The sequence below is a fragment of the Rhodococcus yunnanensis NBRC 103083 genome (genome assembly GCF_001895005.1).
Taxonomy (GTDB): Bacteria; Actinomycetota; Actinomycetes; order Mycobacteriales; family Mycobacteriaceae; genus Rhodococcoides; species Rhodococcoides yunnanense.
The window spans coordinates 136,295-162,447 of sequence record NZ_BCXH01000005.1 but is presented as its reverse complement, the minus strand read 5'-3'; the positions used below and the strand labels follow the sequence as shown (position 1 = coordinate 162,447).

28 protein-coding genes, 1 pseudogene and 2 riboswitches are annotated in these 26,153 nt (G+C 64.3%); of the genes and pseudogenes, 17 read left to right on the top strand and 12 right to left on the bottom strand.

What is annotated here, in order from left to right:
• Window positions 1-64: 64 nt before the first annotated feature.
• Complete coding sequence (locus RY1_RS10865; RefSeq protein WP_072803562.1) at window positions 65-1,732, top strand: Na+/H+ antiporter; 1,668 nt, start codon at window positions 65-67, stop codon at window positions 1,730-1,732.
• On the opposite strand, the gene RY1_RS10860 is transcribed toward RY1_RS10865, so the two are convergent.
• Window positions 1,711-1,947: a hypothetical protein gene (locus RY1_RS10860; RefSeq protein ID WP_139279805.1), complete on the bottom strand. Its 237-nt coding sequence runs from the start codon at window positions 1,945-1,947 to the stop codon at window positions 1,711-1,713. The two genes, RY1_RS10865 and RY1_RS10860, sit on opposite strands and share 22 nt — an antisense overlap.
• Before the next feature lie 39 nt (window positions 1,948-1,986).
• Window positions 1,987-2,928 (bottom strand): DUF1214 domain-containing protein, encoded by a 942-nt coding sequence (locus tag RY1_RS10855; protein WP_072803561.1) that lies wholly within the window; start codon window positions 2,926-2,928, stop codon window positions 1,987-1,989.
• 217 nt (window positions 2,929-3,145) lie between these two features.
• Between RY1_RS10855 and RY1_RS10850 the strand changes: the two genes are divergently transcribed.
• From RY1_RS10850 to RY1_RS10840, 3 genes are all read left to right on the top strand, one after another.
• Window positions 3,146-3,853 (top strand): alpha/beta hydrolase, encoded by a 708-nt coding sequence (locus tag RY1_RS10850; protein ID WP_072803749.1) that lies wholly within the window; start codon window positions 3,146-3,148, stop codon window positions 3,851-3,853.
• Between the two features lie 24 nt (window positions 3,854-3,877).
• Complete coding sequence (locus RY1_RS10845; RefSeq protein WP_072803560.1) at window positions 3,878-5,479, top strand: MFS transporter; 1,602 nt, start codon at window positions 3,878-3,880, stop codon at window positions 5,477-5,479.
• A gap of 148 nt (window positions 5,480-5,627) precedes the next feature.
• A complete protein-coding gene (locus RY1_RS10840; RefSeq protein WP_084727354.1) occupies window positions 5,628-6,014 on the top strand; it encodes an STAS domain-containing protein in 387 nt (128 codons plus the stop codon).
• Between the two features lie 93 nt (window positions 6,015-6,107).
• Here the strand turns inward: RY1_RS10840 and RY1_RS10835 are convergent, their stop codons facing one another.
• The 3 genes from RY1_RS10835 to RY1_RS10825 all read right to left on the bottom strand — a co-directional run bounded on the left by RY1_RS10835 (window position 6,108) and on the right by RY1_RS10825 (window position 8,764).
• Window positions 6,108-7,556: a PepSY-associated TM helix domain-containing protein gene (locus RY1_RS10835; protein ID WP_072803747.1), complete on the bottom strand. Its 1,449-nt coding sequence runs from the start codon at window positions 7,554-7,556 to the stop codon at window positions 6,108-6,110.
• Window positions 7,557-7,709: 153 nt separating this feature from the next.
• Window positions 7,710-8,240 carry a hypothetical protein gene (locus tag RY1_RS10830; protein WP_084727334.1) on the bottom strand — a complete coding sequence of 177 codons (531 nt, stop codon included), beginning with the start codon at window positions 8,238-8,240 and terminating at the stop codon, window positions 7,710-7,712.
• Between the two features lie 212 nt (window positions 8,241-8,452).
• The gene (locus RY1_RS10825; RefSeq protein ID WP_072803559.1) at window positions 8,453-8,764 is read right to left on the bottom strand and encodes a hypothetical protein; all 312 of its coding nucleotides are present in this window, start codon (window positions 8,762-8,764) and stop codon (window positions 8,453-8,455) included.
• Window positions 8,765-8,941: 177 nt separating this feature from the next.
• Between RY1_RS10825 and RY1_RS10820 the strand changes: the two genes are divergently transcribed.
• On the top strand, window positions 8,942-9,256 hold the full coding sequence (locus tag RY1_RS10820) for an antibiotic biosynthesis monooxygenase family protein (RefSeq protein ID WP_072803558.1): 315 nt from the start codon (window positions 8,942-8,944) through the stop codon (window positions 9,254-9,256).
• Here RY1_RS10820 and RY1_RS10815 read toward each other — a convergent pair.
• Entirely contained in the window at window positions 9,230-9,556 is a 327-nt protein-coding gene (locus RY1_RS10815) for an ArsR/SmtB family transcription factor (protein ID WP_245819591.1), read from the bottom strand. The genes RY1_RS10820 and RY1_RS10815 overlap by 27 nt on opposite strands.
• Before the next feature lie 16 nt (window positions 9,557-9,572).
• Between RY1_RS10815 and RY1_RS10810 the strand changes: the two genes are divergently transcribed.
• Entirely contained in the window at window positions 9,573-10,043 is a 471-nt protein-coding gene (locus tag RY1_RS10810) for an SRPBCC domain-containing protein (RefSeq protein WP_072803556.1), read from the top strand.
• A gap of 36 nt (window positions 10,044-10,079) precedes the next feature.
• Here the strand turns inward: RY1_RS10810 and RY1_RS10805 are convergent, their stop codons facing one another.
• Entirely contained in the window at window positions 10,080-10,358 is a 279-nt protein-coding gene (locus tag RY1_RS10805; RefSeq protein ID WP_072803745.1) for a putative quinol monooxygenase, read from the bottom strand.
• Between the two features lie 70 nt (window positions 10,359-10,428).
• On the opposite strand from RY1_RS10805, the gene RY1_RS10800 reads away from it, so the two are divergent.
• From RY1_RS10800 to RY1_RS10775, 6 genes are all read left to right on the top strand, one after another.
• Window positions 10,429-11,298: an SMI1/KNR4 family protein gene (locus RY1_RS10800; protein ID WP_072803555.1), complete on the top strand. Its 870-nt coding sequence runs from the start codon at window positions 10,429-10,431 to the stop codon at window positions 11,296-11,298.
• 57 nt (window positions 11,299-11,355) lie between these two features.
• Window positions 11,356-12,060 (top strand): aminoglycoside 3'-phosphotransferase, encoded by a 705-nt coding sequence (locus tag RY1_RS10795; RefSeq protein ID WP_174565367.1) that lies wholly within the window; start codon window positions 11,356-11,358, stop codon window positions 12,058-12,060.
• Window positions 12,061-12,066: 6 nt separating this feature from the next.
• Window positions 12,067-12,143: riboswitch (ZMP/ZTP riboswitch) on the top strand.
• A gap of 19 nt (window positions 12,144-12,162) precedes the next feature.
• Window positions 12,163-13,014, top strand: a complete 852-nt coding sequence (locus RY1_RS10790; protein WP_072803553.1) for a bifunctional 5,10-methylenetetrahydrofolate dehydrogenase/5,10-methenyltetrahydrofolate cyclohydrolase — start codon at window positions 12,163-12,165, stop codon at window positions 13,012-13,014.
• Window positions 13,015-13,254: 240 nt separating this feature from the next.
• On the top strand, window positions 13,255-14,760 hold the full coding sequence (locus RY1_RS10785; RefSeq protein ID WP_072803552.1) for an FAD-dependent oxidoreductase: 1,506 nt from the start codon (window positions 13,255-13,257) through the stop codon (window positions 14,758-14,760).
• A 110-nt stretch (window positions 14,761-14,870) separates the two neighbouring features.
• A complete protein-coding gene (locus tag RY1_RS10780; RefSeq protein ID WP_072803551.1) occupies window positions 14,871-15,761 on the top strand; it encodes an alpha/beta hydrolase in 891 nt (296 codons plus the stop codon).
• A 9-nt stretch (window positions 15,762-15,770) separates the two neighbouring features.
• Window positions 15,771-16,790 (top strand): hypothetical protein, encoded by a 1,020-nt coding sequence (locus RY1_RS10775; protein ID WP_072803550.1) that lies wholly within the window; start codon window positions 15,771-15,773, stop codon window positions 16,788-16,790.
• A gap of 510 nt (window positions 16,791-17,300) precedes the next feature.
• Here the strand turns inward: RY1_RS10775 and RY1_RS30990 are convergent.
• Window positions 17,301-17,966 (bottom strand): annotated as a pseudogene (locus RY1_RS30990) (hypothetical protein); the annotation flags it as partial.
• 40 nt (window positions 17,967-18,006) lie between these two features.
• Window positions 18,007-18,085, bottom strand: a riboswitch (ZMP/ZTP riboswitch).
• Window positions 18,086-18,151: 66 nt separating this feature from the next.
• Between RY1_RS30990 and RY1_RS10765 the strand changes: the two are divergent.
• From RY1_RS10765 to RY1_RS10755, 3 genes are read left to right on the top strand one after another with little or no spacing between them, the layout of a single operon-like run.
• Window positions 18,152-19,141, top strand: coding sequence for a CehA/McbA family metallohydrolase (locus RY1_RS10765; protein WP_218019789.1), 990 nt, complete (start codon window positions 18,152-18,154; stop codon window positions 19,139-19,141).
• A 39-nt stretch (window positions 19,142-19,180) separates the two neighbouring features.
• Window positions 19,181-20,017, top strand: a complete 837-nt coding sequence (locus RY1_RS10760) for an SDR family NAD(P)-dependent oxidoreductase (RefSeq protein ID WP_072803549.1) — start codon at window positions 19,181-19,183, stop codon at window positions 20,015-20,017.
• Between the two features lie 40 nt (window positions 20,018-20,057).
• Window positions 20,058-20,663, top strand: a complete 606-nt coding sequence (locus RY1_RS10755) for an HAD-IA family hydrolase (protein ID WP_072803548.1) — start codon at window positions 20,058-20,060, stop codon at window positions 20,661-20,663.
• Window positions 20,664-20,702: 39 nt separating this feature from the next.
• Here the strand turns inward: RY1_RS10755 and RY1_RS10750 are convergent, their stop codons facing one another.
• A complete protein-coding gene (locus tag RY1_RS10750) occupies window positions 20,703-21,272 on the bottom strand; it encodes a GNAT family N-acetyltransferase (protein ID WP_072803743.1) in 570 nt (189 codons plus the stop codon).
• 95 nt (window positions 21,273-21,367) lie between these two features.
• Between RY1_RS10750 and RY1_RS10745 the strand changes: the two genes are divergently transcribed.
• Window positions 21,368-22,075: a class I SAM-dependent methyltransferase gene (locus RY1_RS10745; protein WP_169914653.1), complete on the top strand. Its 708-nt coding sequence runs from the start codon at window positions 21,368-21,370 to the stop codon at window positions 22,073-22,075.
• Between the two features lie 12 nt (window positions 22,076-22,087).
• Here RY1_RS10745 and RY1_RS10740 read toward each other — a convergent pair whose 3' ends face one another.
• Window positions 22,088-23,047 (bottom strand): endonuclease/exonuclease/phosphatase family protein, encoded by a 960-nt coding sequence (locus tag RY1_RS10740; RefSeq protein ID WP_072803546.1) that lies wholly within the window; start codon window positions 23,045-23,047, stop codon window positions 22,088-22,090.
• 111 nt (window positions 23,048-23,158) lie between these two features.
• Here RY1_RS10740 and rox point away from each other — a divergent pair, with 111 nt between their 5' ends.
• On the top strand, window positions 23,159-24,586 hold the full coding sequence (gene rox / locus RY1_RS10735; protein ID WP_072803545.1) for a rifampin monooxygenase: 1,428 nt from the start codon (window positions 23,159-23,161) through the stop codon (window positions 24,584-24,586).
• Window positions 24,587-24,629: 43 nt separating this feature from the next.
• On the opposite strand, the gene RY1_RS10730 is transcribed toward rox, so the two are convergent.
• Together RY1_RS10730 and RY1_RS10725 are read right to left on the bottom strand one after the other, a co-directional pair.
• Window positions 24,630-25,001 carry a hypothetical protein gene (locus RY1_RS10730; RefSeq protein ID WP_072803544.1) on the bottom strand — a complete coding sequence of 124 codons (372 nt, stop codon included), beginning with the start codon at window positions 24,999-25,001 and terminating at the stop codon, window positions 24,630-24,632.
• A 28-nt stretch (window positions 25,002-25,029) separates the two neighbouring features.
• On the bottom strand, window positions 25,030-26,034 hold the full coding sequence (locus tag RY1_RS10725; protein ID WP_169914651.1) for a glycosyltransferase family 4 protein: 1,005 nt from the start codon (window positions 26,032-26,034) through the stop codon (window positions 25,030-25,032).
• Window positions 26,035-26,153 lie beyond the last annotated feature (119 nt).

The window sequence follows — 26,153 nt, the reverse complement described above, 5'->3', positions numbered from 1 at the left end:
GTTTTTCACACAGCCACAGCCGGTCCCGGCGAGGCATCAGGTTTCGCGAGCTTCCGCCGGTGGAATGCATGCTCGTGAACTCATCGGGTTGTGGCATGTCGTGCTGAGCATTCTTGGCCTCGTCCTGGCCGGTACGGCTCTGATAGTGGCAGCTCAGGTGGTCTCCGCCAAGACCGCGATACCCGCTGCGGTGTTGCTGACGCTGGCGGGGCTTGCCGTATCCGCGTCCTCGCTGCCCGACATCGTGCTCGACCCGGACGCGGTACTGACGCTCGTCATTCCGCCGCTGCTCTACAGCGCCGCGTTGAAGTCCTCGCTCCTCGCGATCCGCAAGAACGTGTGGACGATCCTCAGTCTGTCGGTTGCGTTGGTGGGCGCGACGGCTACCGTCGTCGGGGTCGGGATGGCGCTGTGGGTTCCCGGAGTCACGTTGGCGGCAGGCTTGGCTCTCGGTGCGGCGGTCGCGCCGCCGGATCCTGTCGCGGCGCTGGCCGTCGGGCGCACTGCAGGCATCCCACCGAAGTTGGTCACCTTGATCGAGGGTGAGGGTCTGCTCAACGACGCGACAGCCCTGACGATGCTGACGGTCGCGACCACCGCCATTGCCGCGGAGGACATGACGTTTCCACATGCGGGTGGACTGTTCGTCCTCGCCGCAGTGGGCGGGACCGTCGTCGGGTTGGTCGTTGCCCTGCTCATTCGGGTGGCGCAGAAGTTCGTACACGACGCGCTTCTGCTGAACGTGATTTCGCTCGCCACACCGTTCGTCGCCTACGTCGCCGCCGAGGAGGTACACGCATCGGGCGTGCTGGCCGTGGTGGTCGCTGCCCTCGTCATCGGTCACGACACTCGCCACACCGTCTCCGGCGCCAGCAGGTTGCAGACCAGCGCGGTGTGGCGGTTGATCGATCTGCTTCTCGAAGGGTTCGTGTTTCTCCTCATCGGGGAGCAGCTACCGACGGTCGTGCAGGGCCTGTCGGCCTACTCGGTGTCCACGGTGGCGACGGCCCTCGTCGTCACTCTGGCCGGTGTGCTGCTGCTCAGGCCGCTGTGGCTCGTTCTCACCGAGTCGATCCCGCGCAGATTCGGACCGTCCCGAACTGGCTCGACTCCGTTGAACGGCAGGGAGATCCTTGTGATGAGCTGGGCAGGGACGCGCGGTGTCATCACCGTCGCCGCCGTGTTCTCGCTCCCGCTCACCATCGACTCGGGGGCGGAGTTCGAGGCTCGGAATCTGTTGCTGTTCTGCGCTTTCGTCGTTGTTCTCGTCACCGTGATCGGCCAGGGCACGACGTTCGCGCCTCTCGTCCGAGCGCTGAAGGTACATGCCGATCCCGCGGCGGAAGCTCGGACGTGGAACGAGGCGAGGAAGGGTTCCGCCGAAGCTGCTCTGCAGCAGCTGGATCGGATCGCCGACGAGGAGAACATGGACGACGAGGCCAGGGATGTCATGCGTGCCGAGTTCGAGCGCCGCATCGACCGTTACGATCGCCGACTCGACCACCTCGCCGAGTCCGGCGACGGGACATCCGTCGTCTCACCCGAGCAGGAGGCCGCGACGAGTGTTCGACGGCGTCTGCTCGGCGCGCAACGCGACGAATTGCTGCGGTGGCGCGATGCGGGCCGGCTGGCGGACGCGGGCATGCGGGCTCTAGAGCACGAACTCGATCACGAAGAGCATTCGTTCCATCCACACCAGGAGGGGGACGATCAGCCCTCGGCTTCGTCTTGATTGCTGCGACGCCTACGCGACATCAGCCGCAGATACTTGATCAGCAACGCCGCCAACACGATCAGCCAGCCGACCGCGGCAACACTGACACCCCATATCGCGGCGCGCGCAAGATTCTTGTCGGAGTAGACGTACCCCACAAGCCCCCACAACGCCCCGATGACAACGAACATCCCCATGACCGCCGACGCCGACCGCGTCGTTTTGTTCACCACCGGAGTTCTTTACCCAGCGCGGCGCCTGCTTATGCGTGATCAGCCGATCGGTTTCAGCTCCGGCAACTGCCAGGTGCCGTCGATGGCCTCGCGGTGCGGCCGGTACAGCCGAACCAGAAAGTTCCAACCGTGTGGAACCGGGATCGTGTTGGGCTGATCGACCGACCCGTCGGTGACGAAGCGGACGGTGATCGAGCCGTCCGAATCCGCGACGCCGGTCACGCTGTTGACGGTGTACCGGTCATGTTCGTTCGGCTCGAAGAACCCACGCGCGTTGTAGACCGACACCGACCAGAAGGCGTCGACCGGGACGTCGCGCATGGTCAGCGTTTGCACCGGATCGGTCGTCGACGGATTGACCCCGATGTACGACGCCTCGGCGGTGGGCAGGCCGCCCCACCCGGCTGCGGTTCCGATCAGGTGGCGGACGGGATCGATCTGGCTGCGGGCGCCGAAGGTGTGGTCGAAGTCGTGAATGCCCTTGGCCAGTGACAGCAGGGCGTTGCGGGTGGCGTCCATGCCTGCCCCGTCGTACTCCGGGTAGACGAAGGTGTTGCTCGATGCCGCGTCGACGGCGAGGGCGTCCTGGAGCCGGGCGACTTCGGCGATGTCGGCGGGATCGGTGGGGTCGACGAGGATGCGCACGCCGACCAGTACGTAGGGAGTCGCGAACCGGTCCGGGGTGAGTCGGTACGAGCCGACGTCGTGGAAGATCTCGTCGATCAGGTGATCCTGGTCGACGACCATCGCGGACAGGTATCGATCACCGGAGTCCGGGAGTTGCAGCGTCGCGCCCTCGGTGATGTCGACGATCGCGAAGCTGTAGAGGGTGTCGCGGTTCATCCGGATGACGGTCTGCTGATCGACCGGCGCGGGTTCGCGGTTGTGGCGGAAGGTGTTGATGCCCCCGGCTGCACGCTGAATGTCCGCGAACATTCGGTCGGTCTCTGCACGAACGAAATTGTCGACGTTCACCTGCATCGTCCGAGTATCCCTCGATCGGCCGCGGCCCGGACCGAAACCGGGTGAGTCGTTCGACTGATGCCCGTGACTCTCGGAGCAGCCGACACTGGCTCGGTACCGGCTACCCGGTACCTGGCAACACCTGCCAGCAGCGGCGACATCATCCGAGGTGTGGACGACAGTGGATGATGCACCACTTCCGAGCTACTGCTCCCTCACCCCTATGGAGTCCGCCATGACCACCATCGTTCTCATCCACGGTGCCTTCGCCGACGCGGCCAGCTGGGCGCCGGTCACACGGAGACTGCTCGACAAGGGCCACACCGTGCTGGTGCCATCGGTACCCAACCGCAGTCTCGTCGGCGATTCCGCCTACATCCGATCCTTCGTCGAGAAGATCGAGGGCCCGGTTCTGCTGGCCGGACACTCCTACGGCGGCGCGGTCATCACCGTCGCCGGTGTGGCCGAGAACGTCGTCGGGCTGGTCTACGTCTCCGGTTACGCACTGGAAGAGGGCGAGAGCCTGGGCGAGCTGCAGGGCCGGTTCCCCGACTCCGAGCTGGCCGCCAACCTCGTCTACACACCGTTCCCGATCGAGGGCGCCGAGGACGGCACCGACGTCTCGGTCGACATCGACGCGTTCCCGGCAGTGTTCGCAGGCGGAATCGACGTTGCGGAAGCAGAGGTCCTCGCGGTCTCCCAGCGCCCGCTGACCGGTCTCGCGTTCGGTGAGGCCGCTCCCGTCGCAGCGTGGAAGACCAAGCCCGGTTGGGGAATCGTCAGCAGCGCCGATCACACCATCAACCCGGACGTGGAGCGATTCGGCTACGAGCGGGCCGGACTGCGCAAGGTCGTCGAACTCGATGCCCCGCACCTGGTGATGCTGGCCAAGCCCGACGAGGTCGTCGCCGTCATCGAAGAAGCACTCGACGCCACCCGCTGATCACCGGCTCGGAAGGAGGCGCGCATGACCACGCCGCAGATCTCTGCCTGGGCACCGCTGCGTGGGCGCGTCTATCGCACCCTGTTCGTTGCGCAGTTGGTATCGAACATCGGTCTGTGGATGCAGACCGTGGGTTCCCAGTGGTTTCTCGTGGAACACGACAGCAGCGCCACGATCGTCGCACTGGTGCAGACCGCGAGCCTCCTTCCGACGCTGTTCCTCGCACTGCCCGCAGGCGGCCTCGCCGACCTTCTCGACCGCAGGAAGTTGTTGATCGTCGTAGGTGTCTACACGGCCGTCGTGGCGGCGCTGACCACGTTTCTCGCGTGGACGGATGCACTGACCCCGGTCATGTTGCTGGCGATGACGTTCCTGCTCGGGTGCGGTTCGGCGTTGTCGGCACCGGCGTGGCAGGCGATTCAACCGGAATTGGTTCCACCGGACCAGATTCCGGCTGCCTCCGCGCTGGGCGGGGTGACGGTCAACGGCGCTCGGGCGATCGGACCCGCCATCGGCGGTGTGATCGTCGCCGCGGCAGGCCCCGCCGCCGTCTTCGCCATCAACGCGCTGACCTTCGTCGTCATCGTGGTCGCTCTGATCTGGTGGCGACGACCGCAGAACGATCGGGGTATCGAACGCGAGCGGCTCGGCCGCTCGATGGTGGCCGGCGTGCACTACATGCGGTCGGCGCCCATCGTGCGGCGAATCCTGCTGCGTTCGGCGCTGTTCGCGTTCCCTGCCTCTGCGTTGTGGGCTCTGCTGCCGATCGCGTCCTCGGACCATCTGCACTTCGGTGCGTCGGGGTACGGACTCGTTCTCGGGATACTCGGCGTGGGCGCCGTCGCCGGTGTCGCCCTGTATCCGCGGCTACGAAAGAACATGCCGCCCAACAGGTTGCTGGCAGCGTCCGCGTTCTCGTACGCACTCGGTGTCGTTGCCGTCGCATACTTGCCGCTGTGGGCAGTGCTCCCGCTGCTGATGGTCTCGGGTGCGGCGTGGATCGCGACACTCACCACACTGAACGCCGCGGTTCAGCTGTCGCTGGCGCACTGGGTGCGCGCCCGCGGCATGTCGATCTACCTGTTGGTGTTCATGGGCTCCCAGGCCCTCGGATCCTTCCTGTGGGGGCTGGTCGCGTCGCACATGGGTTTTGCTGCTGCGCTGTCGATCTCGGCCGTTCTACTGGTGGCGACAGGCCTGAGCGTCGCCGTGGTGCCGCTACATCCGGACACCGGAACCCTGCCACGCGGCGTGTCGACGGCCTGGCCGACGCCGACCGTGGTCTTCGGACCCGAACCCGACGACGGTCCCGTCGTCATCACCGTCACCTACCGTGTGCTGCCCGGTGAGTTGGACGCTTTCGACCGGGCGATGATGGCCGTCGGCACGGCTCGTCGTCGAACCGGGGGTTACTCGTGGGGCCTGTACCGCGACAGTATGGACACCGACCTTCGCATCGAGCAGTTCACGGCCCCGTCATGGGGAGATTTCCAGCGTCAACGACGGGACAGGTGGACCGACTCCGATCACCGGTTGATCACCGAAGCCCTCGAGCACACGGCAACCCACGCGACCGGGCACGAGCAACACATCTTCGCCGTCGGCAGGCCTGCCGCAGTCCGTTGACGCAGTTCAGCGCGCATCCGATCGCCGTTATGATCTTGTGATTATTCGGTGACTTCTCCGTGACCGTTCGGGTTCCAGTGCGGTGATCTTGTCCTGACACAGTTGTGCCAGAACCGCAGATCGGCACTCGATGCGAAGGATGGAAGCGATGACACCGACCGATATTTCCCGTCTCATGCTCGAGGATCCCACGCTCGACGCGTCGGAAGACGCTCCGCGCTACGCATTCGAGGTGGAGTCGTACTCGCCCACCTACGCCGTTCTGCGGGCGTCGGGAGACCTCGACATGACCTCGCGCACCGAGCTGATCCACATGCTCGACCAACTCACCGCCGCAGGCTCTCACGTCACGGTGGACCTCTCTGCGGTGTCGTTCATGTACTCGGGTGCGGCGAGCGCCCTCATCGACGCGGCATCGATGGCGGACGGCCGTATCCGACTGTTCGGGCCGACTCGTCCGGTGCGGATGATCGTCGAAGCACTCGGCGGCACCGACCTGCTCGACACTCGGCTGTCGTTCGGAGTCACTCACTGAGGGAGGGAAGTTCGATGACACACCCAGAACACGACGACGCCGACGCTGGCTCGGACGCCCCCGAGTCCCGTCCGGCCAGCTTCCTTCAGATGTTCATCGAATCCGGTCAGCGAGACGACCCCGACCACCGGAACGTCTGACTGCGCCGAGGGCTGCGTCGATCAGCAGGAATGCAAGCAGGCTGATACCGAGTAGCGGTACGAACCACCCGACGACGAGTACCACTGCGGCGAGCCCCGCGGCCGCGATCGGCGAGATCGTACGCACGCCCCCTCGCAGCGGTGGTCGCCCGGCGGCGAATCCTGTTGCTGTGGTGGGGCGTCGCTTCCACCACATCATGTACCCGCGGACCACGACGGACGCCAAGGCAACAGCAAGGGCAAGCAGTGCCAGCTGGTTGACGACGCCGAACAGCGTGCCCATGTGGAGTTGAATTCCCCACGCGGACAGCTTGGCTGCCAGTGGCCAGTCGGAGAACCAGAGGATGTCGACCACATCGCCGGTCGCGCCGTCGACCGAGATGGAATTGCTGGACATCACCCACGGCTGACGCGTCTGCGCGACGACGAAGGCGGTGTCCGATGCCGCTGGGATCGACACTTCGACCTTGCCGGTGATTCCGTTGTCGCGGGCGGTGGCGAGTACCGAATCGATCTGTCCGACAGTATGATCCGCCACACCGTCGTCGGTGACGGCATGTCCGCCGTGGCCTGCGTGATCGCTCGGGGTCGCGGCGCCTGCGGACCCGATGGTCTTCGTGATCGCCGGAGTCGTCCAACTCAGCGAGGACCGCAGGGCGCTGACGTTCTCTCCCGCGTACGTGGACCACGTCAGGCCGGTGGCCGAGAGAAAGATCAGACCGACCGCTATCCAGATCCCCGCCACTCCATGCCAGTTCAGCGCTCTCGTGCGGCCTTTCGCGCTGCGGTCGAAGGTCAGCAGTCTCGTCTTGCCGGGACCGCGGCGGTAGCGTTCGATCCACAGGTACAGCCCGCCGAGCGCGATGACCCACAGCCAGGATGCGGCCAGTTCACTGTAGAGACGGCCGGGTTCGCCGAGGTGGAGGTGGCGATGCAGGCCACTGATCCAGGTTCGCATCGGAAGTGCACTCGACGACCCGTAGACCACGCTCTCGCCGACCGATGTTGCCGTGACCGGATCGATGAAGACCGCGAGCCGTTCGGATTCACCGAGGCCGGGGTCGGTGAAGATGACCCGCGTCGTCTCCCCCTGGTCGAGGGCAGGGCGCACCGCGGCGACGGTGAGGTCGGGTCGTTCCGCCTGGGCGGCTCGAATCTGTTGTGACACTTCCACCGCTGGGCCGGTGCTGTCGACGTGCAGGTAGTCGCGGTAGACGAGTTGTTCGATGGAGGGTGCGACCGCGTAGAGACCACCACTGATGGTGGCCACGAGGATGAACGGCGCGATCAGAATGCCCGCATAGAAGTGCAGTCGCAGAATCAGCGGCCGCCAACTGCGTGGCGATATCTGCGGAGACGGCTCGACGGGGGCAGCGTCGAGTTCCTTTTCGGGTGTGGACATGCGGACTCGTTTCATGAAGGCAGGAGGTGTGGGCGCAGGCGATCGCCGCACCGGACGGGCGCGGTCGGCTGCGAACAGAGTGGGGCACAACGGAGTTACCGAGAGGCCTGCGGCGAGGTACGCCCGGCAGATGCCAGTCGGGATGAGGTGAGATCAGGCGAGAATCGCCGGCGGACCGCGGTTTCCGGCGCCGGACAGATCCAGAATCCGCGAAGGTCCCGGCACCCGATACACGGGAAGCGGTGGAGCTATGCGCCATTCGTGGACCACGAGCGATGCCAACATCGGCAGAATCCTGCGAACGGACGACACGGCGCGACGAATTCCACGTTCGGCGCCGTAGATCGCTACCGCGCCTGCCACGACGGCGGCAGCGTGAGCCACGAGCATCTGATTGCTCAGTACCGGCCCGTGGTGGTGACCGTCGACGACCGTCAGCACTACGTGCCCGGCGAACTGGGCCACCGCGAGAGTGAGCATCAACTGGATACGCGCCAGCGCGAACACCGGCAGCACACTGGCCGCGCACCCGATTCCCGCGCACACCACGCACAGCAGAACCATCGCCGCTTCGGACGGGAACATCCCGCCGCCGAAGGTATGCGCAGCCGCTGTGACCAGCGCAGACAATGCGCCCACGGATGCTCCGCGCACGGGCGCAGTCACATCGGTGGTCGCTGACATGGAGGCAGCATACTAGCTGCGGCGAAAAGTGGGTGTCGAGCACACACTCCTACACGTGAGACCCACTCGCGCGGACGAGCTGGACGTTCGGTCGACAGAATCCGAGTGGGAGCGCCACCCCACCACGTCCTGGTCGGTGTACTTATCGGCTCAACAGCCAGTCAACGGATGTGAAAGGTGACGGACTCTGACGGACCTCACTATTGAGACGTTCACGGTTCGACGATGCTGAAGCGAGCAGAGTTTCGCACCCCCAAGCGAGCAACGACCCGACTACCGATTCGGTGATCGAGTAGCCTTTCGCTCAGTGCGAGGCGCTGTGCGGGCCGGCCTCGGTAGTGAAAGTACACACCGATGCGGCCGGCGGTCGCCGGAATCTCGACGTCGTTGTCTCCCCAGTGCAACTCATGGCCGCGCCCGTCGACTTCGAGGCCCGGCTTGGTGAACAGCACATGGAACCAGGAGTTCACCCATGCCGGCTTCACCGAGACTGTTGCAGTGATTGTGTCTTCGGGAGAAGTCATGTGAGTCGGTCACCTTCCGGTATGAATTCGATGTCCTGCAAGGTTTGCATATGTTCGCCGAGGTCGGTGGCCCCGTATCCAGGTACGCGAATACTCTGCCGCGCGGCCCTTCTCGACCTTCACGTACACGGTTGACTACCATCACCGCGCAACCTCCGGCCCTGACATACTCTCCACATGATCGTCGAACACGCCCTCCTGCACGTGACACCCGCTCGCGCGGACGAATTCGAGTCCGCGTTCGCACGCGCGAGGACGATCATCGCGTCGATGCCGGGGTTTCTGAGCGTCACACTCTCCCGCGGTATCGAACGACCGAGCGTCTACCTACTCCTCGTCGAATGGGAGTCGCTCGAGGATCACACTGAGGGCTTCCGCCGATCGGAGGAGTACCAGGAGTGGAAGCAGCTACTGCATCACTTCTACGATCCGTTTCCGGTCGTCGAGCACTACGCCCCGGTTGGCTCACTCCCCCTCCAGCCGACCGAGTAGGTCCACCGCCGCTCGCGCGTATTCGCCGATCCACCGGTCCGAGATTCGCTTGATCGGCAGGGGTGCGAGGGCGAGGTGCCGTTCGCGTCCGACCTTGCGACCGGTCACCAGTTCGGCGGCTTCCAGCACACGCAGGTGCTGCAGCGCGGTGGTGCGATCCACTTCGGGGAGCAGGGAGCACAGCTCGCCCGTGGTGCGGGGCGCCTCCTTGAGGATGTCGAGCATACGACGACGGATCGGCGCGGCGAGGGCTTTGAACACCCGATCGTCGTCCTCGGTCTTGTGCTCGGCGTCTGTCATGTTGTAAAAATACAACATGACAGAGAATCTGAAGGAACTCTCGTTCACCGTGTCGGGGCGGATCTCACGCCCGATCGCCGACGTCTACGAAGCAGTCGCCGACCCTGCCCAGCTGTCGAAGTACTTCACCACCGGCGGCGCGCGTGGCCGACTCGAAGCGGGCGCCGACGTGTCGTGGGACTTCCACGACTTTCCCGGGGCGTTTCCGGTGCAGGTCGTCGACGCCGAGCCACCGAACCGTATCGCAATCCGCTGGGCAAGCGATGCATCGACATCCGAGGACGGTTACACCACAACCACGTTCGAGTTCGAGTCGATCGACGATGACACGCGCACTCTGGTGACGATCACCGAATCATCGTGGACCGCAACATCTACCGGAGCCAAGAACGCATTCGGAAACTGCCAGGGATGGACCGGAATGCTCGCGGCGCTCAAAGTGTGGGTGGAGCACGGCATCAACCTGCGTGAGGGTTTCTACGCTTGAGTGGATGTGACGAAAGGGGGGACTCGGCAGGAGAGGTCACGATCTTTCCGACGCGTCGAATTCACGGACGTCCGCGCCGATGATCGCGGCCTGCTGACCGGCATCGGGGCCGGATCCGCGGAACGCGTGCAGATCCTGCACACTCGCCCAGCGTTCGAAAACGCTGATGCGCGAGGGGTCGACGAGGTCCGCCCCGAGTGCGAAGTCCAGGCACCCAGCAGATGCACGTGCGAGTCGGACCACCTCAGCGCAGCCGCCCAGGTAACTCTCCCGCTCGGCCGGGTTCACGGTCAGGTATCCAGCGACGATGATCATGCGGGTGTAGACCTCGGCCATCCATGAAAGTCATCGATCGATCCCGATCCGGCTCCGATAGGCTGACCCGATGGAGTGGTTCGTATCGGCTTGGAACAGTGACACAGGTCGGAGCGTCGTACGCGTCGGCGATGCACCGGATCGCGAGGCGGCCATCGTCGAGGCCGTTCGAGTCGGACGCAGTCTCACCCACGCCGACGACGGTTCGCCGGTGGGCTCAGCGAGGAACTTCCGCTTCGGCGAGGGTGACGTGGTGTCGATCGCCGACGTCGGATCCGATGACGCCGAGGCACGTGTCCACCGTGAGCTCGCGTACGCCTCACAGTTGACCGACCCAGCACCTGCCTCGGGATCTGTTGCCGAGCAATGGAATCGCATCGCGACATGGTTGGGGAAGAATCTGACGGACGTGCGTATAGCCGGCGCCGACGACGACGCGATCACCGCAGCAGCCGTCGCAACAGCAGCGAACTGGCACGACGACCTGAGGAGCTTCTACGGTCTGATCAACGGCTTCCCGCACGACCACTGGGTGTCACTGCTGCCGATGCACGAGTTGTTCGACCTGGACCGCCTACTCGACGAGCGACAGCTCGAACTCGAGGTGTGGGGCGAAATCGACGAGGAGATGGGCGAGGAACCATCGCGGACGACGCCCGCTGGAGTCTCGGTCGGCACTTTTCTTCCCGAATTCGTTCCGTTCGCCGGCATGGACGGCTACCTGCTCTTCGTCGACATGCGCGGTGGTCCGTCGTACGGGTGCGTCACTGCGTTCGACAAAGTCGACGCCGACCAGGGCGGACCCAAGTGGCCTTCGCTAGGCGCCATGCTCGCCGACCTCGCGGACAGCCTCGAGACCGGTGGGGAGTTCGATGAACAGTGGACACCGCACGTCGTCGACGGGAAGTTGTCCTGGGACCTGAACGCGCACGGCGTCTGACAGCCCGCACGACGTCGTTCTCGGTAGGCTAGAGCCGTGACGTCAGCCGTCCCCGATATGCCGGTACCGGAGGTAGTGCGGTCGTTCGCCGAAGCAGGCGAGCCCGTGGAACCGGTGTGGCGCAACGGCGCCGGCGGGGTGACGTACCGCCTTGGTTCTCGCTTCGTCAAGTGGCAGCCGCACCACCCGGAAATTTCGCTCGAGCGTGAAGCCACGAAGTTGCGTTGGGTGAACTCGTACACACCGTCGCCCCAGGTGCTGGGGCTCGGCCGAACCAATGGCGCTTCATGGCTTATGACACACGCCGTTCCAGGCAGTAGCGCGGTGTCCTCGCGCTGGCTCGCCGACCCCCGGGCTGCGGTACATGCCGTCGGGCATGGGCTCCGGGAACTACACGAACGGCTACCGGTCGATCAGTGTCCCTGGCGGTGGGATCCGGAGACTCGCGCCGACAACGCTGTGCGACGGGGAATCCACGTCGGCTCGACACTGCGCGACACACCGGAGATCGACCGACTCGTCGTATGTCACGGAGATGCGTGCTGCCCCAACACGATACTGGCCGACGACGGTCAGGTCTCCGGTCATGTCGACTTCGGATCTCTCGGTGTTGCGGACCGTTGGGCCGACATCGCAGTCGCAGCGATGAGCACACGGTGGAACTACGGGCCAGGTTGGGAACACGAGCTCGTCGCGGCCTACGGACTTGCCGTCGACGACGTACGAATGAGCTACTACCAGGCCCTGTGGAACGCCACGTGATCTAGGATGTACGCACACGACTGGCGCAGGTAGGGAACTACCAGGGAGTGAAACCGAGAACGTCGTCCGCCTGGGCGTTCTCCGCACCGAGCGGAGAACCCGATGACAGCACGTTTGCTCGACGGCGTCGCACTTGCTGCAACCACACTGGAGGCTGTCGCCGACGGCGTAGCCGAGTACACAGCGTCGAACGGCCGTCGCCCATGCCTTGCGACGGTATTGGTCGGCGACGACCCGTCTTCGCACGTCTACGTTCGAATGAAGGTGAATCGGTCACGGAAGGTCGGCATCGAATCGCGCCGATTCGATCTGCCGGAGTCCACCACCACCGACGAACTTCTGTCCGTCCTGGGCCGGCTGTCGGCCGACCCGACTGTCGACGGCATCCTCCTCCAGCATCCGGTACCCGCGCACATCGACGAACGCGCCGCATTCGAGGCCATCGATCCACGCAAGGATGTCGACGGGGTGACACGAACCTCGTTCGCGCAGATGGCTTTCGGCGAGCCCGGATTCAGATCGGCCACACCGGGAGGCATCATGCGTCTGCTCGACGCATTCGACGTTCCACTTGCCGGTGCATCGGCCGTCGTCGTCGGGCGTAGCCCGATCCTCGGCAGGCCCGTCGGGATGCTACTTCTCGCGGCCGACGCCACCGTTACGTTGTGCCACTCCAAGACTCGCGCTCTGGCCGACGAGGTTCGGCGCGCCGACATCGTCATCGCCGCCGTCGGCCGTGCCGAATTCATCCGTGGGGCGTGGATCAAACCGGGCGCCGTCGTCATCGACGCAGGGTACAACGAGGGCAACGTCGGCGATGTGGAATTCGACGCCGCGGCCGAGCGCGCGAGCCTCATCACTCCCGTTCCAGGAGGGGTGGGTCCGATGACGATCGCCGTTCTCCTCGATCAGACGTTGCATGCAGCCAGGCATTCGGCTGGCCTCGACGGCTGATCGGTCCAACTTCGCTGTGCAGCAATCGAAGTGGACGGTTACGACCTGGGCGGCATCGAATGATCGATTACCCGAGACATTCTGCGGACAGTGAGGCAGAATTGGAGGTGGACCGCAGCGAGGGCGGGGTGCTGCTCGTGCGATCCGCACGTACCGGTCAGGTCGGGCCAGGGTCGAACCGGCGGTGACCTGGGAACACACCTGAAGCGACCCGAGCGTAATCGATGCACGGGAGGGACCATGGAATCCCCCATCCACGGGAACGAGGCTATTGACGAGTCCGGAGTAGTCGGGCAGGTCGAGGAGTGCGATGTCTGCATCATCGGCGTCGGCATCGCTGGACTGAACGCCGCGGCAGTCGCGTCGCAGTATCTGTCGAACGAGCAGAAGATCATTCTGATAGATCGCCGGGGTCGACCGGGCGGCATGTGGGTCGATACGTATCCGTATGTTCGGTTGCATCAACCTCATCCACTGTTCACTGCAGGGAACATCGAATGGACGTCGGGCAAAGCACGATCGCATCTGGCGACCAAGCCCGAGGTCCTCGATCACTTCACACACTGTCTCGACGTCATCGGGCAGCGGGTTCGTCTGGTCGAATACTACGGCTGGTCGGTGGACGGCCATGTCGAGTCGGAGTCCGGAAACGTGTTGACCGCGAAATCGACAGCTGGACAGACTCTTACGATATCAGCGCGCAAGGTGATCAAGGCCAACGGTTTCGGAATCGAACCGATGGAACCGTTCTCGGTGTCCAGTCAACAGATTCGTTCCGTTTCTCCGAACGTCCTCGACATCGGAAGCAAGGAGATGCGTGAGAGCAACACACCGGTCTGGATAGTCGGTGGCGGTAAAACGGCAATGGACACCGCATATGCGGTACTGACCGAGTACCCGGGTAGAGAGGTGAACGTCATCGCGGGACCAGGCACGTATTTCATCGACCGTGAGAAGTTCCTCGCACCGGGCATGAGCCGTCTGTGGAAGGGGCGGCTTCCGACCCGCACGTTCAACGACGCTGCGCTTCGTTTCGACGGGTCCAACGAGGACGACGTCAGAGACTGGTTTCGGTCGACGCACGGGATCCAACCGATCGTGCCGTCACGCCAGTTACTCAACGGTCTGCTCTCCAAGTCCGAGGCAACAACGATCTCATCCGGAGTCCGTACCGTCGAGATGGAATACCTCATCGATGCCGTCGATCGATCTGATGCTCCTGAACTCGTCTATCGCAGTGGAAGAACACGGCCAGTGCAGCCGGGCAGCTGGCTGGTGAACTGCACCGGATACATCTTCCGAGGTGGCGTTCCGTACGAGCCGTACGTTTCTCCTCTCGGCACAACTCTGTCGATCAATACTCGTTCAGCGACATTCGGTTTCACCTCGTTCGCGGGATATTTCTTGACTCATCTGCTGTTCCTGAGCAAAGTACGTGAAGTTCCGCTCTACGAGCTCGACGGGGAGGACCTCAGCCGCAAATCCAAGGAGTCGCTGGCCTGGACCGGGTTCGCGCTCAATCAGTACAACATCAGCCTTGTCTTCGACGCTGTCCCGCGGAAGATATTCCAGGAGTGTGGGGTGGACTTCGATCGTTGGTATCCGGCGGCGCGCCGCATGATCGGTAGCTTCCAATTCGTGCGAACGCACCGGAAGGACCGCGAACACCACCGAAGGACACTCGATGCCGTCCGCGATCGGTTCGACGTACGATGCGGACCACTGCAGCATGTGTCGGTAGGTTGATCCGGCGCTGGTGAGTCAGGCGCGGAGGACTCGGTTGACGGAGTGGCTGAGTACAGTCCATCCCGGGCATCCGTGGTTGGATCGGATAGCCGACGAGTCATAGGAGTGCCGTGCGATTCACGCTGAACGCGTTGTCGGTCGAGATTCCCGCAGACCACATCGATCAAGCCCGCAGCTTTTACAGTCAACGGACACCCGGCCGCGGGCCGAGCAATCTTTCGGAACTGCGGGCCGTGCGGGTGCAGAGATCGAACCCTCCCCCATCGGACCCGCCCGCGGTCGTCGAGAACATCGGTGTTCCGGTGCGGATCTTCGCTCCCGCCGATGTTCCGGCACGAGGTGTCTACCTCGATATCCACGGCGGCGGGTTCTACATGGATTCCGCCGCACGACACGACACACGCAATCGGAAGCGCGCCGACGCCCTCGGCGCCGTCGTGGTCAGTGTCGACTATCGGCTCGCGCCCGAGCACCCGTGGCCTGCCGCACCCGACGACTGCGAAGTCGCTGCACGGTGGCTGCTCGAGAACATGGAGCGACGCTTCGGGACCTCGCGCCTGGCGATCGGCGGAGCCTCGGCGGGGGCGACGTTGGCAATGGTCACCGCGCTTCGGCTCAGGGAACACGAGTTCGTCGGCGCTGCTCTGGAATTCGGCACCTACGATCTCAGCGCACACACACCGGCAGGTCGCCGCATCGCGGACGAGTATTTTCTCGACGCCTATGCCGGCCATGCGAAAGACCGAACACATCCTGATATCTCACCTGTCTACGCCGACCTGCGCGGACTTCCGCCGGTCCTGATGGTCGTGGGCAGCGATGACATCGTGTTGGAGGACAACCTCGCGATGGCTGGGCGACTGTCCGCAGCCGGCAACGACGTCGAACTACGGATCTATCCCGAGTCTCCCCACGGATTCACCGGCCATGCCACCGAGATCGCCGCGGCGGCGGTCAGCGACATCGAGTCGTGGCTGCGAGATCGGTTCACCATCCGATAGGTTTCGACCATGGACACCCTCGACCTTGTTCTCGCATCGCCGCGTGGTCGCTTCTTCAGCGCGAACGTCGCGTACCTGTGCAGTGCAGACGAGCGCGCTGACTACTCGTACCGCCCGCGTACGCCGGAGGACGTACTCGAGGTGATCGAGGGCATCGATGTTCGTTCCGTCGCAGATCTTTCCGAGCTCGATCTGCTCGGAGCTCTGTCCTTCGCGGTCGATTGGGCGCGGTACTGGCAGCCGCCCGACGAGGAGGACGAAATGTTCGCGCGGGCGGATGTCGTTGCCGCGCTTCGACCGGTGGCTCGCGCCGTCCTGGCCAGTGCGAATACTCGGTGGTGGTCGGACCCGCTCGACTTCGTGCATCAGCACTTCGTCGTGCATCCGTATTCGAGCGACGGATGGCCGGATTCGACTGCCCGCCTTCTCTCTGCGCCCGTCGGACTCGACCAGTGGCGAACCCATGCACTGGAGATGGAAGCGCAGTTCCGCGGCTATCGAGAGGAACGACGTGACAGACGGATCGGCGGTGAGTGGTGGTCGATTCCGTCACCCAGCGGCGCTCTCGCGACCAGCCGGTCCAGACCGAATCTCGGTTCCGTGGAGTTGCTCTTGGAGGAGGACTCGTCGGGATGCGGCGTTGCGCGCGTGTGGCCGGTTCGTGTCCTCGATACGCCCCGGGTGTACGAGATCACCGGTCCTGCAGATTGGGCGAACCTGGTCGATTCGTATCCCCTGGCTGTGCCGGAGTCCAGGCGCTCCGTCTGGTTCGATACCACCGGGGAGTACCGCGACTGGTTCATCCCGGACTGGTCGGCCGTGGCGCGCGATCACGACGCCGTCCACCTGAGTCTGATCGGGTATCTGACCACACCGGGAATTGCTATCCCGTTGTCCAGCAACGCAGGAGCGACCGTCCTCGCCGGGTGGGACCCGGACGCAACCTGGTGGCTGAGCAAAGTCTTCACGACCATCGACGACGAATATGCAACCTGGCGGCGGGGCGACGACCTCTGGCTGCGGGATTGAATCGCTGGGCTCGCTCGCTCCGACCGGAGCGCTTCCCCCGCCGCGCGACAGTGACCTAATGGTGGAACTGACGCACACCGTGCTGGAGCAGACCGATTCCGAGTTCGGCGCATGCTGCTGCGATGTCGGGCTTCGCAGCGAACCGCCCGGTTCGACGATGTAGCGGGTTCCGACGCGGCTCGCATGGTCGACGTTGTCACGAAAGGGCAGGAATCCGTCCGATGCCATGGTGACGTCGTCGAGTTGCTGTATCCAGTCGCGTCGTTGCTGTCGGGTCAGCTCGGGTGGACCTTCGTCGAAACGTTCTGTGTAGAGCTCGTTTTCCGCAGGTGTCATGTCGTCCTCGATCAGCCGCATCTGCCAGTTCACCCTGTCCTGCCGCGTCATTCCAGCCGGTCGCGGCAGTGCCCGGACCACCGGGTGCCGACGCATCCACCACGTCGCAGTCTTTCCCGCTGCCAGACGCGTGCAATCGACGCGACTCTGTTGACCCGCCCCGATGCCCAGTGTCTTGCCGCCGCGGACGAAGGCGATCGAATTCGATTGTGTGAAGCGCACAGTGATCATCGCGAGCATTGCATCGTCGATCGCCTGCTGCGAGCCATCGAAGATCGTCGGGTCGACGGAGATAGGTGAGAGATCCCGGTCCTGTTCCATACCCAGCCCGAATATCTCGCGTCGTTCGTAGGCGGAGGGCTCGAAGGTCGGATCAGCCTCCAGGACCAGAAAACTTCCACGTTTCTTGCGGGCCAACGCGGCGACCATACCCGGGTCGTACGCCGGGGCGATGATGCCGTCGGACACGATGTGCGACAGGAAATTCGCCAGCTCGGCGTCGACGGTCTCCGAGACCGCGATCATGTCGCCGAACGACGATCGGGGATCGCCATCTCGGGCGCGGATGTACGCCGAGGCCACCCCGGCCGTATCGAGACCGCCGATTCCCCATGTGTCCAAGATGGTTTCGTCCAGGGCTCCCGCCACTGCCACTCCGGCCGGCGAGAGGTGTTTGAACGACGCGGCCACCGGTTTCCCGATCGCAGTGCGCGCCTGAAGGACGAGCTGCCACGCATTCACGGCGTCGAGGACATTGACGTACGACGGCTGGCCGCTGATCACCTTGAACGGGGATCTCTCGGACAGCGCGACGACGCTTCCAGACTGGTGCGGATTCATTCCATAGCGCAGTTTCACAGTGCTCCTGAGCCCGAAAACCGAGGAGCACCCAGGCGGACGATGCTCCAACTACACGCTTCCCGGTGGAGTTCCACCCGACGCCAGTCGCGTTCGATGGTGAATGTACCAAGAATTCGAGCCGTGCTGAATCCCCACGTGGCGCCTGCATCGTCTACCTTCTTCGTGTGGGCGGGCAGGAGTACGACAAATCCATCGGTGCGAAAGTCCTTCGCCGATGGTTCCGAGGTGACTGCCACGTTCATTCGGTGCACTCCGACGGAGCGCTGACGGTGCAGCAAATTTCCGTGCAGGCTCGCTCACTCGGGTTGGATTTTCTCGCTACCACCGACCACAACACAGCCGCAGCCCACCAGCCCTGGCTGGACCACGCTGACGACAGCGAGCTGCTGGTCATTCTGGGTGAGGAAGTCACGACCCAGGACGGCCACTGGCTGGCGCTGGGCATCGCGAACGGGCAAGTGATCGACTGGCGATACGAAGCCGCCGACGATGTGATCGACCGACATCTCGATCATGTCCACCAGTCGGGTGGGATCTGCATCGTTGCTCACCCCCATGCGCCCTACCAGTCCGGCACGTTCCGCTATCCATACGACGGATTCGACGCTGTCGAAGTATGGAACGGCGCGTGGACTTCGACCATGCCGTGGCAGGCGGACAACGAAGCGGCGCTGTTGCACTGGGTGGGCAGGCTGAACGCTGTTGTCCCCGGTGGTCGTTGGCAACCGATGATCGGCAACAGCGATACCCATCTGGACGGTCAGATCGGCGCTCCTCACACGGTCGTCGCCTCCGAGCGGCTCGACGTCGAGGCGATCATGACCGGGATCAGGACGGGCCGATGTTGGATCGCTGCCGAACCCACGGTCGACATCTCGTTCACTGCATCCACGCGGGGGCGTTCCGCGGGCATCGGCGATCGCCTGGACACCGGCGACAGTCCGTTCCTCGTCAGCGCGAAGGTTGCAGGTGTGCCGTCCGGATTTGTCCGTCTCTACACCGAACAGGGCGAAACGCGCTCTGCGACAATGCCCAGCAGCGGTGTGGGCCAGCTGGAGTGGACTGTTTCGGAACCCGCGGCCTTCGTTCGTTTGGAAGTACGCACCTTCGGCGGCGACATGGCCGCACTGACCAACCCGATATTCCTGGCGTGACCAACCTCTGGGCCGGCCCGAAACCACCGAAAGTACGAGATGAGCACAATTGTCATCACCGGAGGTACCGACGGCATCGGCCGGTACCTTACGAATTTCTACATCGCCCGAGGTGACCGGGTCGTCGTGATCGGACGCAACCCCACACAAGGCGAAGCGATAGAGAATGCCGGCGGCACTTTTCTTCGGGTCGATCTGGACTCGATCGAGGAGAACTACGCGGCGATAGACAAGATCAATACCTCGTACCCAGCCATCGACGCCCTCGTGTTCTGTGCCCGCTTCTACCGCTCCGATCGCACCGAGACCGTCGACGGGATCGAATCGACGTTCGCTCACTTCTATCTCAGTCGCTACCTGTTCGGACACCACCTCGCCGAAACGCTCGAGCGGTCAACCTCACCCGTGATCGTCAACGTCGCGGGGCCAGGAGCGCCGTTGGAAGCAGCGAACTTCGACGACCTCCAATTGGTCGGGAACTACAGTGGCGGCGCTGCACTCGGACAGGGCGGCAAGCTCAACGATCTGCTCGGCGTGTCGTTCGCCGAACGGCACCCAGGCAGCGCGATCCGATACGCCCTGGTTCACCCTGGCGTCACGGCGACGGCGCAGAGAGGTCAGTACGACGCTGCCACTTCGATCATGGTCGAGCAGATGCGTCGCTCGGCCAAACCGATCGCGCTCGCCGCCGATCCGATCATCGAGCTGATCGGGAACCCTCCCGCCGAAGCATTAAGCGCCTTCGTCGAAGGCCGCCGAGTCGGCGTCGGCGACCGGGGATTCGACCCCGGCGCGGCGCGAGCCCTCGACGCCTACACACAGAACCTACTCGATCACAATCGAACTCGCCCTGCACGAGTGGCCGACGAGAAGTAAGTGGGTGCGACGAGTCGTCGACCGCGCTACTGTCCGAGCTGTGATCAGCACAGTCCTGTTCGACCTCGATGGTGTCATCCGGCACTTCGACGTCGATGATGTCGCCGATATCGAACGCCGCCATGGTCTGGCCCTCGGAGTGCTCGAGGGTTCCGCCTTTTCGCAGCCACTTCTCACCGAGGTCACGACGGGCCGGATCACGCGAGACGAGTGGGTTCGCAGGATCGGTGAGCGGGTTCGCAGCACCGAAGCAGCCGAGGAGTGGTCGAGCCGGCTGCCTACCGTCGATGCCGAAATGCTTGATCTGGCAGATGAATTGCGCGCACTCGGACTGAGGGTAGCGGTGTTGACGAACGGCACCGACACCATTGCGAGCGAGGTCGCCGAGTCCGGCATCGACGGTCATTACGACGCGATCTTCAATTCTGCCGATATCGGTTTCGTCAAACCCGACGTCCGCGCCTTCGAGCATGTGCTGCACGCTCTGGACTGCGACGGCCCGCAGGTATTCTTCGCCGACGATTCGGAGTCCAAACTCTCCGGTGCCCGCACTCTGGGGCTGACCACCCACCTGTTCACTGGAATTCGAACGTTACGAGCTGATCTCGCCCGAGCCGGAGTCGCGGTCGATCCCGCGCGGATATGACGATGCGGCACACGTGAGTTTCTGGAACTACCCGTGACGTCAAGCGATTCGCGCGTGTAGGTGAACGTCGTGCCATCCGTCCGCATGCAGCATGTATCGCCGGAGCGTGCCTTCGTGTTCGAATTGTGCGCGTTCGGCGACCGCGCACGACGCGCGATTGTGCACCGAATGTGTCAGCCACAACCGTTGCAGTCCCGCGACGTCGAGGGCCCAGGCGGTCACGAGCTCGACTCCTCGGGCTGCAAGACCGCGCCCGCGCATACCGGGTAGGACCCAGTAGGAGATCTGACCACTCGACGACGGCGCATGGACCCCGCGTAGTGACACTGCCCCGGCGACCGTGCCGTCAGGCAGAGTGATCGCCCAGCCAGCATCGCTGTCGACCGACCATCGTGTCCGCCACGACTTGATCCACGCCAGTGCCTCGTCGGCGTCGTCCATCGAGCGCATGTTCCACCGCTGCACGTCGGGGTCGGTGTACGCCTCCACCACAGCGTCGGCGTCCCGCTCGATCCAGGGGCGCACCACGATGCCGGGTCCGGGCAGAACGGGTTGGTCCCGGCAGCTCAGCACATTCGGCGCTGACGCGGGTCCGACGAGGGCAGGCATGATGGACATCATCGCACTCCCGGATCACCTCGAGCAGAAGTCGGAGACGATCCCGCGACTACCACCAGATGCGTCGACGCCGTATGTTCGTTGCCGTGGATGAGAACCTCTGGGCGGTGTACGACGCGATGGGCGCCAGTTTCGTCGACCACGCCGCCGACGGAGCGTACAACGCGCATTACGACCGTCCTGCTGTGCTCGCCGCAATCGGCGCTGTCGAAGGTCTGGACGTTCTCGATGCCGCGTGCGGCCCGGGCTTCTACCTACAGAAACTGGTCGACGCCGGGGCACGGGTCCGGGGATTCGACGCTAGCGAAGAGATGGTCCGCCTGGCCAAGGAACGAGTCGGCGGCGAGGTGGACATCCGTCGCGCGGATCTCGACTCCACGTTGCCCTACGACGACGAATCGTTCGATCTGATCGTGTGCGCGTTGGCAATTCACTATTCGTCCGATCGCTCCGCCACGTTCGGGGAGTTCTTCCGGCTCCTACGTCCCGGTGGGCGGTGCGTGGTGTCCACCGGACATCCGGCCTCGGACTTTGCACGTAAGGCAGGCTCGTATTTCGATGTCGTCATGGAGTCGGACACCTGGAACATCTCCGACACCGAGTCGTACGAGGTTCGATTCTGGCGCGAGCCGCTGAGTTCGTTGACGGCCGCTGCAACCGATTCCGGGTTCGTGATCCGCTCACTCATCGAGCCTCGTCCCACGGAGTCGATGTTGGAGCGGTGGCCTGAGGACCACGCGGAACTCTCACGCGCACCGGCCTTTCTGGTGCTGGACCTGCTGCGTCTCGCGTGAACCGGCGCGCACTCAGCTCGGTATCACGACGTCGACGATCAAGCCGTGGTGGTCCGAGCCTTCGATCTCGATGCGTTCCAGCGACGTCGCCTGGGCGCCCTTGGTGAGCACATGATCGATGCCGACGATTGCCGGATACGGTTTGTCCGCGGGATACGTCGGCACGATTCCCATCCCCAATCGGTCTGCCGCATCGGTGTAGCCGGCCGCGAGTAGTTCTCGGAACTGCTTGTGCAGGTAGGTGGTATTGAAGTCGCCACTGACGACGACGTTGCCATCGGTGCCGGCGAGGGCGTCGCGCAGGTTTTTCAGCTCGGTCGTCCACACGTCGGGAGGGGTGACGTAGGCAGGCCCGGGGTGCACGGCGAGGAGTGTGAACGGGGTCGAGAATCCGACCGTCGCGGCGAGGTTGGTGGGTCCGTATCCGTTCAGTTCGCGGGTGTCCGAGAGTGGGTATCGACTGTAGATCCCGGCGCCTCCGCCGCCGCTTTCGTCGGGAATCGCGTAGCTGTACGGCAGCGTCTCGTCCAGCCCCTGGTCGCGGAGTGCGCTTGCCAGGGTCACGGTGAGTTCCTGGACGGTCAGTACGTCCACATTCCTCGTGCGTACCTCCTCGACCAGGCTTGCCGGATCCGCCGCGCCGAAAAGCAGGTTGGCCTGCATCACGCGGAGCGAGGGACCGTCGACATCCTGGCCGTTCGCGACGTACAGCGGGCTGACGACCGAGGCGGCCAGGCCGATCAGCACGGCAGAGACCGCCAGCAGGATCCAGCGCCGAAATACGAGACAGATCACTGCCGTGACCACCGTGACGACAAGGAGGAGGGGCACGAAGGACGCTGCTGCGATCAGCGGGTTGATCGGTGAATCGGTGAACATTGCAGCGACGGCAACGGCACCCACTGCGATGCCTGCCAGACCGACAGCCTGTGCAACACGGCGGGCAAGAATGTTGTTCGTCGTGAAACCCATACGAAACCGTAACTTCCCCCTTCACCATAACGCGTGACCGGGGGCTTGCGGCAAGGGCCAGGTGATGCTGCAGACTGCAGTGCTGCGCGCCGCAATCGAAGGAGTTTTCGTATGAGTGATGTCATCGTCGTCGGTGCTGGACCCACCGGATTGATGCTGGCCGCTGAGCTCGGCCAACGCGGTGTCGACGTCGTCGTGGTGGACCGCGACGAGGCCCCGACTCCGTTCGTCCGCGCCCTCGGTATCCATGTGCGGACGATCGAGATCATGGAGCAACGCGGTCTGCTGGACCGCTTCCTCGCGCGTGGCACGAAGTATCCGTTGAACGGTTTCTTCGCGGGCATCTCGAAGCCTGCGCCCTCGTATCTGGACACCGAGCACGGTTACGTGTTGGGCATCCCGCAGCCCGAGATCGACCGGATCCTCGCCGACCATGCCGCCGAGGTCGGCGCGGACATTCGTCGCGGGAAGCGTGTCGACACGATCGAACAGCACGACGACGGTGTGACTGCCGAATTATCGGACGGCACAACGCTTCACGCCCGCTACCTCGTCGGCTGCGACGGCGGCCGCAGCACGGTGCGCAAGCTGATCGGCGTCGCGTTTCCCGGGGAGCCGTCGACAGCCGACACGTTGATCGGCGAGGTGGACGTCACCATGCCCGCGGACGAGATGGCCGCCACGGTCGCCGAAGTCCGTGTGACACAGAAGCGATTCGGGATCGGGCCGGCAGGCAACGGGTCGTACCGCGTCGTCGTGCCTGCAGCCGATGTCGCCGACGGCCGCACACCGCCGCCCACTCTCGACGACGTCAAGCGACAGCTCGTGGCCGTCGCAGGCACGGATTTCGGGGTGCATTCACCGCGGTGGCTCTCGCGTTTCGGTGACGCAACCCGGTTGGCCGAGTATTACCGTCGTGGCCGGGTCTTTCTGGCAGGCGACGCCGCGCACATCCACCCGCCGATGGGAGGCCAGGGCCTCAACCTCGGGGTTCAGGACGCGTTCAACCTCGGCTGGAAGCTCGCCGCCGCCATCGGCGGCTGGGCGCCGGAGGGCCTCCTCGACAGTTACGAATCCGAACGACGGCCGGTCGCCGCCGATGTTCTCGACAACACGCGGGCGCAGGCGGAGCTGATCTCCACCACCCCGAAAGCGCAGGCGGTCCGGCGCCTGTTCGCCGAGCTGATGGATTTCGACGACGTCAATCGCTATCTCGTCGAGAAGATCACCGCGATCTCGGTGCGTTACGACTTCGGCAACGGCGACGATCTGGTCGGCCGCCGGCTGCGGAACATCACCTTGTCCCGCGGCACTCTGTACAGCCTGATGCACGACGGGCGGGGCCTGCTGCTCGACCAGTCGGGCGCGCTGTCGGTCGATCGGTGGGGCGACCGCGTCGACCACGTTGTCGACACGAGTGCCGACGTGGGTTTCCCGGCCGTGCTGTTGCGTCCGGACGGGCATGTCGCGTGGGCCGGAGATACGCAGGCGGAGTTGGACATCCACCTCGCCCGGTGGTTCGGAGATCCGAGAGTGTGAGGACCGACCGGTTCACGGTCTGCCGGTGGAGATCGAAAAGCGACTACTCGTTCGCGCGTAACCGAAAGCAGAACGCGACGACCCCGCACAGGGCCGAGAAGACGAGCAACCCGCCCGCGAGCTGCAACAGCAACGAATCCTGCGATATCAACACGAGCGTTCCCGCCGCGGCAAGAGCAGCGCTGACCAGTAGTCGGCCGGCGTGCGATGATTCCCGACGCGTCGGCCGGGGTGGCCCGTCGTTCCACCAACCTGCCGCGCAGATAGCCAGAAGCGCGACCCACAACACCTGAATCCAGTCGGTGTTCACGACCCCGTCGATCAGCAGGAACGCGGCCGACACCGCCACGACCACCATCAAGACCATCCCCCAGCGAGAGTGCCTGACGGACTGGTACCGCAGATCGACGCCCATGCCCGACGACGATAGCCGGTGGGCCTCGTCAGGAAGCTGTTCTGATCAACTCCGCGAGTGCAGAGGCTTGGATCTCGGTGGTGAAACGCGCTTCGACGGTCTTTCTGGCACGCAAGCCCATCTCGTCGCCCATCGCGGGATCACGGAGTAGCTTCTCGATCGCCGCGGTCATGGCATCGACGTCACCGGCAGGTACGAGGAATCCGGTGACCCCGTCTTCGATGTACTCCCGGATGCCGGGGTTGTCGGTGATGACGACGGGCCGTGCGCACGCCATGGCTTCGAGTAGTGCGGTGACGCCGGAGACGTGCACGTTGGGATGCAATGCCAGCGCGACGACGCGTGCCGCGCGGTATCTGTCACGCAGGTCGGCATGCGAGAGATGAGGGATGACGTCGACCCGGCCGGGATCGCCGACGTCGAGCCTGGTGGCCAGTTCCACGTGGGCGCCGAGGCTCGGCGCGAGTCGGTTCACGGCTGCGCAGAACGTCGCGTGGTCTCGGTGCTTGTCGTTGCCGACTCCGAGAACGGAGGCTCCGGTGGTCTGTGGTTGCGGGGTGAAGAAATCGGCATCGATCCCCATGGGGACGTACACCGGATTCGCGACACCTATCCCGCGCAGAGCAGGCAGCTGCGCCGTCGAGCACGCCCAGACGGCCGCGGCTTTCGGAAGCGCGAACGCCGCCAGACGGTACGGATCGTCGTTGACCCAGATGGCACCCGTGATGACCGGACGGCGTGTGGTGAGCACAGCCGGAATGCCTGCCCGCTCGTCCCAACTGAGCAGTGGGCCGCCGCGGGCAAAAGTGGAACCGTGTCGCCAGCTGTGGCTGAGCCGTCTCTCGAGGCGGCCCGGTATCCCCTCGAGCGGGTCGGGCGACCTGCGCGCGACGACGTCGACGCCGTAATTCGCTACCCGATCGAGCCCGTAGGGGTACCGATCGGGTACCTCACCCTCGGCGTGACGTTGAGCCCACTGATCCACATCGGTGCGCGCGTCGTAGAGAATCTCGACGGACTCGGCCTTGGACATGATCGTCATCATGCACTACCAGTGGCCTCGGCGCCGATTCGTCGACGGCCGCGCACCTCTGTTGTCCTACTTGGGATTTCCGCTTTCGGGCGATGTGAACGAATTGTCCGGATCGGCGA

Excerpts from the sequence above, each read along its gene's own strand:
- RY1_RS10805 (WP_072803745.1), bottom strand. The coding sequence starts at position 10,358 with ATGATCATCGTCGCTGGATACCTGACCGTGAACCCGGCCGAGCGGGAG.
- RY1_RS10850 (WP_072803749.1), top strand. The coding sequence starts at position 3,146 with ATGACCACCATCGTTCTCATCCACGGTGCCTTCGCCGACGCGGCCAGC.
- RY1_RS10855 (WP_072803561.1), bottom strand. The coding sequence starts at position 2,928 with ATGCAGGTGAACGTCGACAATTTCGTTCGTGCAGAGACCGACCGAATG.
- RY1_RS10795 (WP_174565367.1), top strand. The coding sequence starts at position 11,356 with ATGCCGGTACCGGAGGTAGTGCGGTCGTTCGCCGAAGCAGGCGAGCCC.
- RY1_RS10820 (WP_072803558.1), top strand. The coding sequence starts at position 8,942 with ATGATCGTCGAACACGCCCTCCTGCACGTGACACCCGCTCGCGCGGAC.
- RY1_RS10785 (WP_072803552.1), top strand. The coding sequence starts at position 13,255 with ATGGAATCCCCCATCCACGGGAACGAGGCTATTGACGAGTCCGGAGTA.
- RY1_RS10775 (WP_072803550.1), top strand. The coding sequence starts at position 15,771 with ATGGACACCCTCGACCTTGTTCTCGCATCGCCGCGTGGTCGCTTCTTC.
- RY1_RS10730 (WP_072803544.1), bottom strand. The coding sequence starts at position 25,001 with ATGGGCGTCGATCTGCGGTACCAGTCCGTCAGGCACTCTCGCTGGGGG.
- RY1_RS10840 (WP_084727354.1), top strand. The coding sequence starts at position 5,628 with ATGACACCGACCGATATTTCCCGTCTCATGCTCGAGGATCCCACGCTC.
- RY1_RS10740 (WP_072803546.1), bottom strand. The coding sequence starts at position 23,047 with ATGGGTTTCACGACGAACAACATTCTTGCCCGCCGTGTTGCACAGGCT.
- RY1_RS10845 (WP_072803560.1), top strand. The coding sequence starts at position 3,878 with ATGACCACGCCGCAGATCTCTGCCTGGGCACCGCTGCGTGGGCGCGTC.
- RY1_RS10725 (WP_169914651.1), bottom strand. The coding sequence starts at position 26,034 with ATGTCCAAGGCCGAGTCCGTCGAGATTCTCTACGACGCGCGCACCGAT.
- RY1_RS10760 (WP_072803549.1), top strand. The coding sequence starts at position 19,181 with ATGAGCACAATTGTCATCACCGGAGGTACCGACGGCATCGGCCGGTAC.
- RY1_RS10830 (WP_084727334.1), bottom strand. The coding sequence starts at position 8,240 with ATGTCAGCGACCACCGATGTGACTGCGCCCGTGCGCGGAGCATCCGTG.
- RY1_RS10825 (WP_072803559.1), bottom strand. The coding sequence starts at position 8,764 with ATGACTTCTCCCGAAGACACAATCACTGCAACAGTCTCGGTGAAGCCG.
- RY1_RS10810 (WP_072803556.1), top strand. The coding sequence starts at position 9,573 with ATGACAGAGAATCTGAAGGAACTCTCGTTCACCGTGTCGGGGCGGATC.
- RY1_RS10790 (WP_072803553.1), top strand. The coding sequence starts at position 12,163 with ATGACAGCACGTTTGCTCGACGGCGTCGCACTTGCTGCAACCACACTG.
- RY1_RS10750 (WP_072803743.1), bottom strand. The coding sequence starts at position 21,272 with ATGCCTGCCCTCGTCGGACCCGCGTCAGCGCCGAATGTGCTGAGCTGC.
- RY1_RS10815 (WP_245819591.1), bottom strand. The coding sequence starts at position 9,556 with ATGACAGACGCCGAGCACAAGACCGAGGACGACGATCGGGTGTTCAAA.
- RY1_RS10835 (WP_072803747.1), bottom strand. The coding sequence starts at position 7,556 with ATGTCCACACCCGAAAAGGAACTCGACGCTGCCCCCGTCGAGCCGTCT.
- RY1_RS10865 (WP_072803562.1), top strand. The coding sequence starts at position 65 with ATGCATGCTCGTGAACTCATCGGGTTGTGGCATGTCGTGCTGAGCATT.
- rox (WP_072803545.1), top strand. The coding sequence starts at position 23,159 with ATGAGTGATGTCATCGTCGTCGGTGCTGGACCCACCGGATTGATGCTG.
- RY1_RS10800 (WP_072803555.1), top strand. The coding sequence starts at position 10,429 with ATGGAGTGGTTCGTATCGGCTTGGAACAGTGACACAGGTCGGAGCGTC.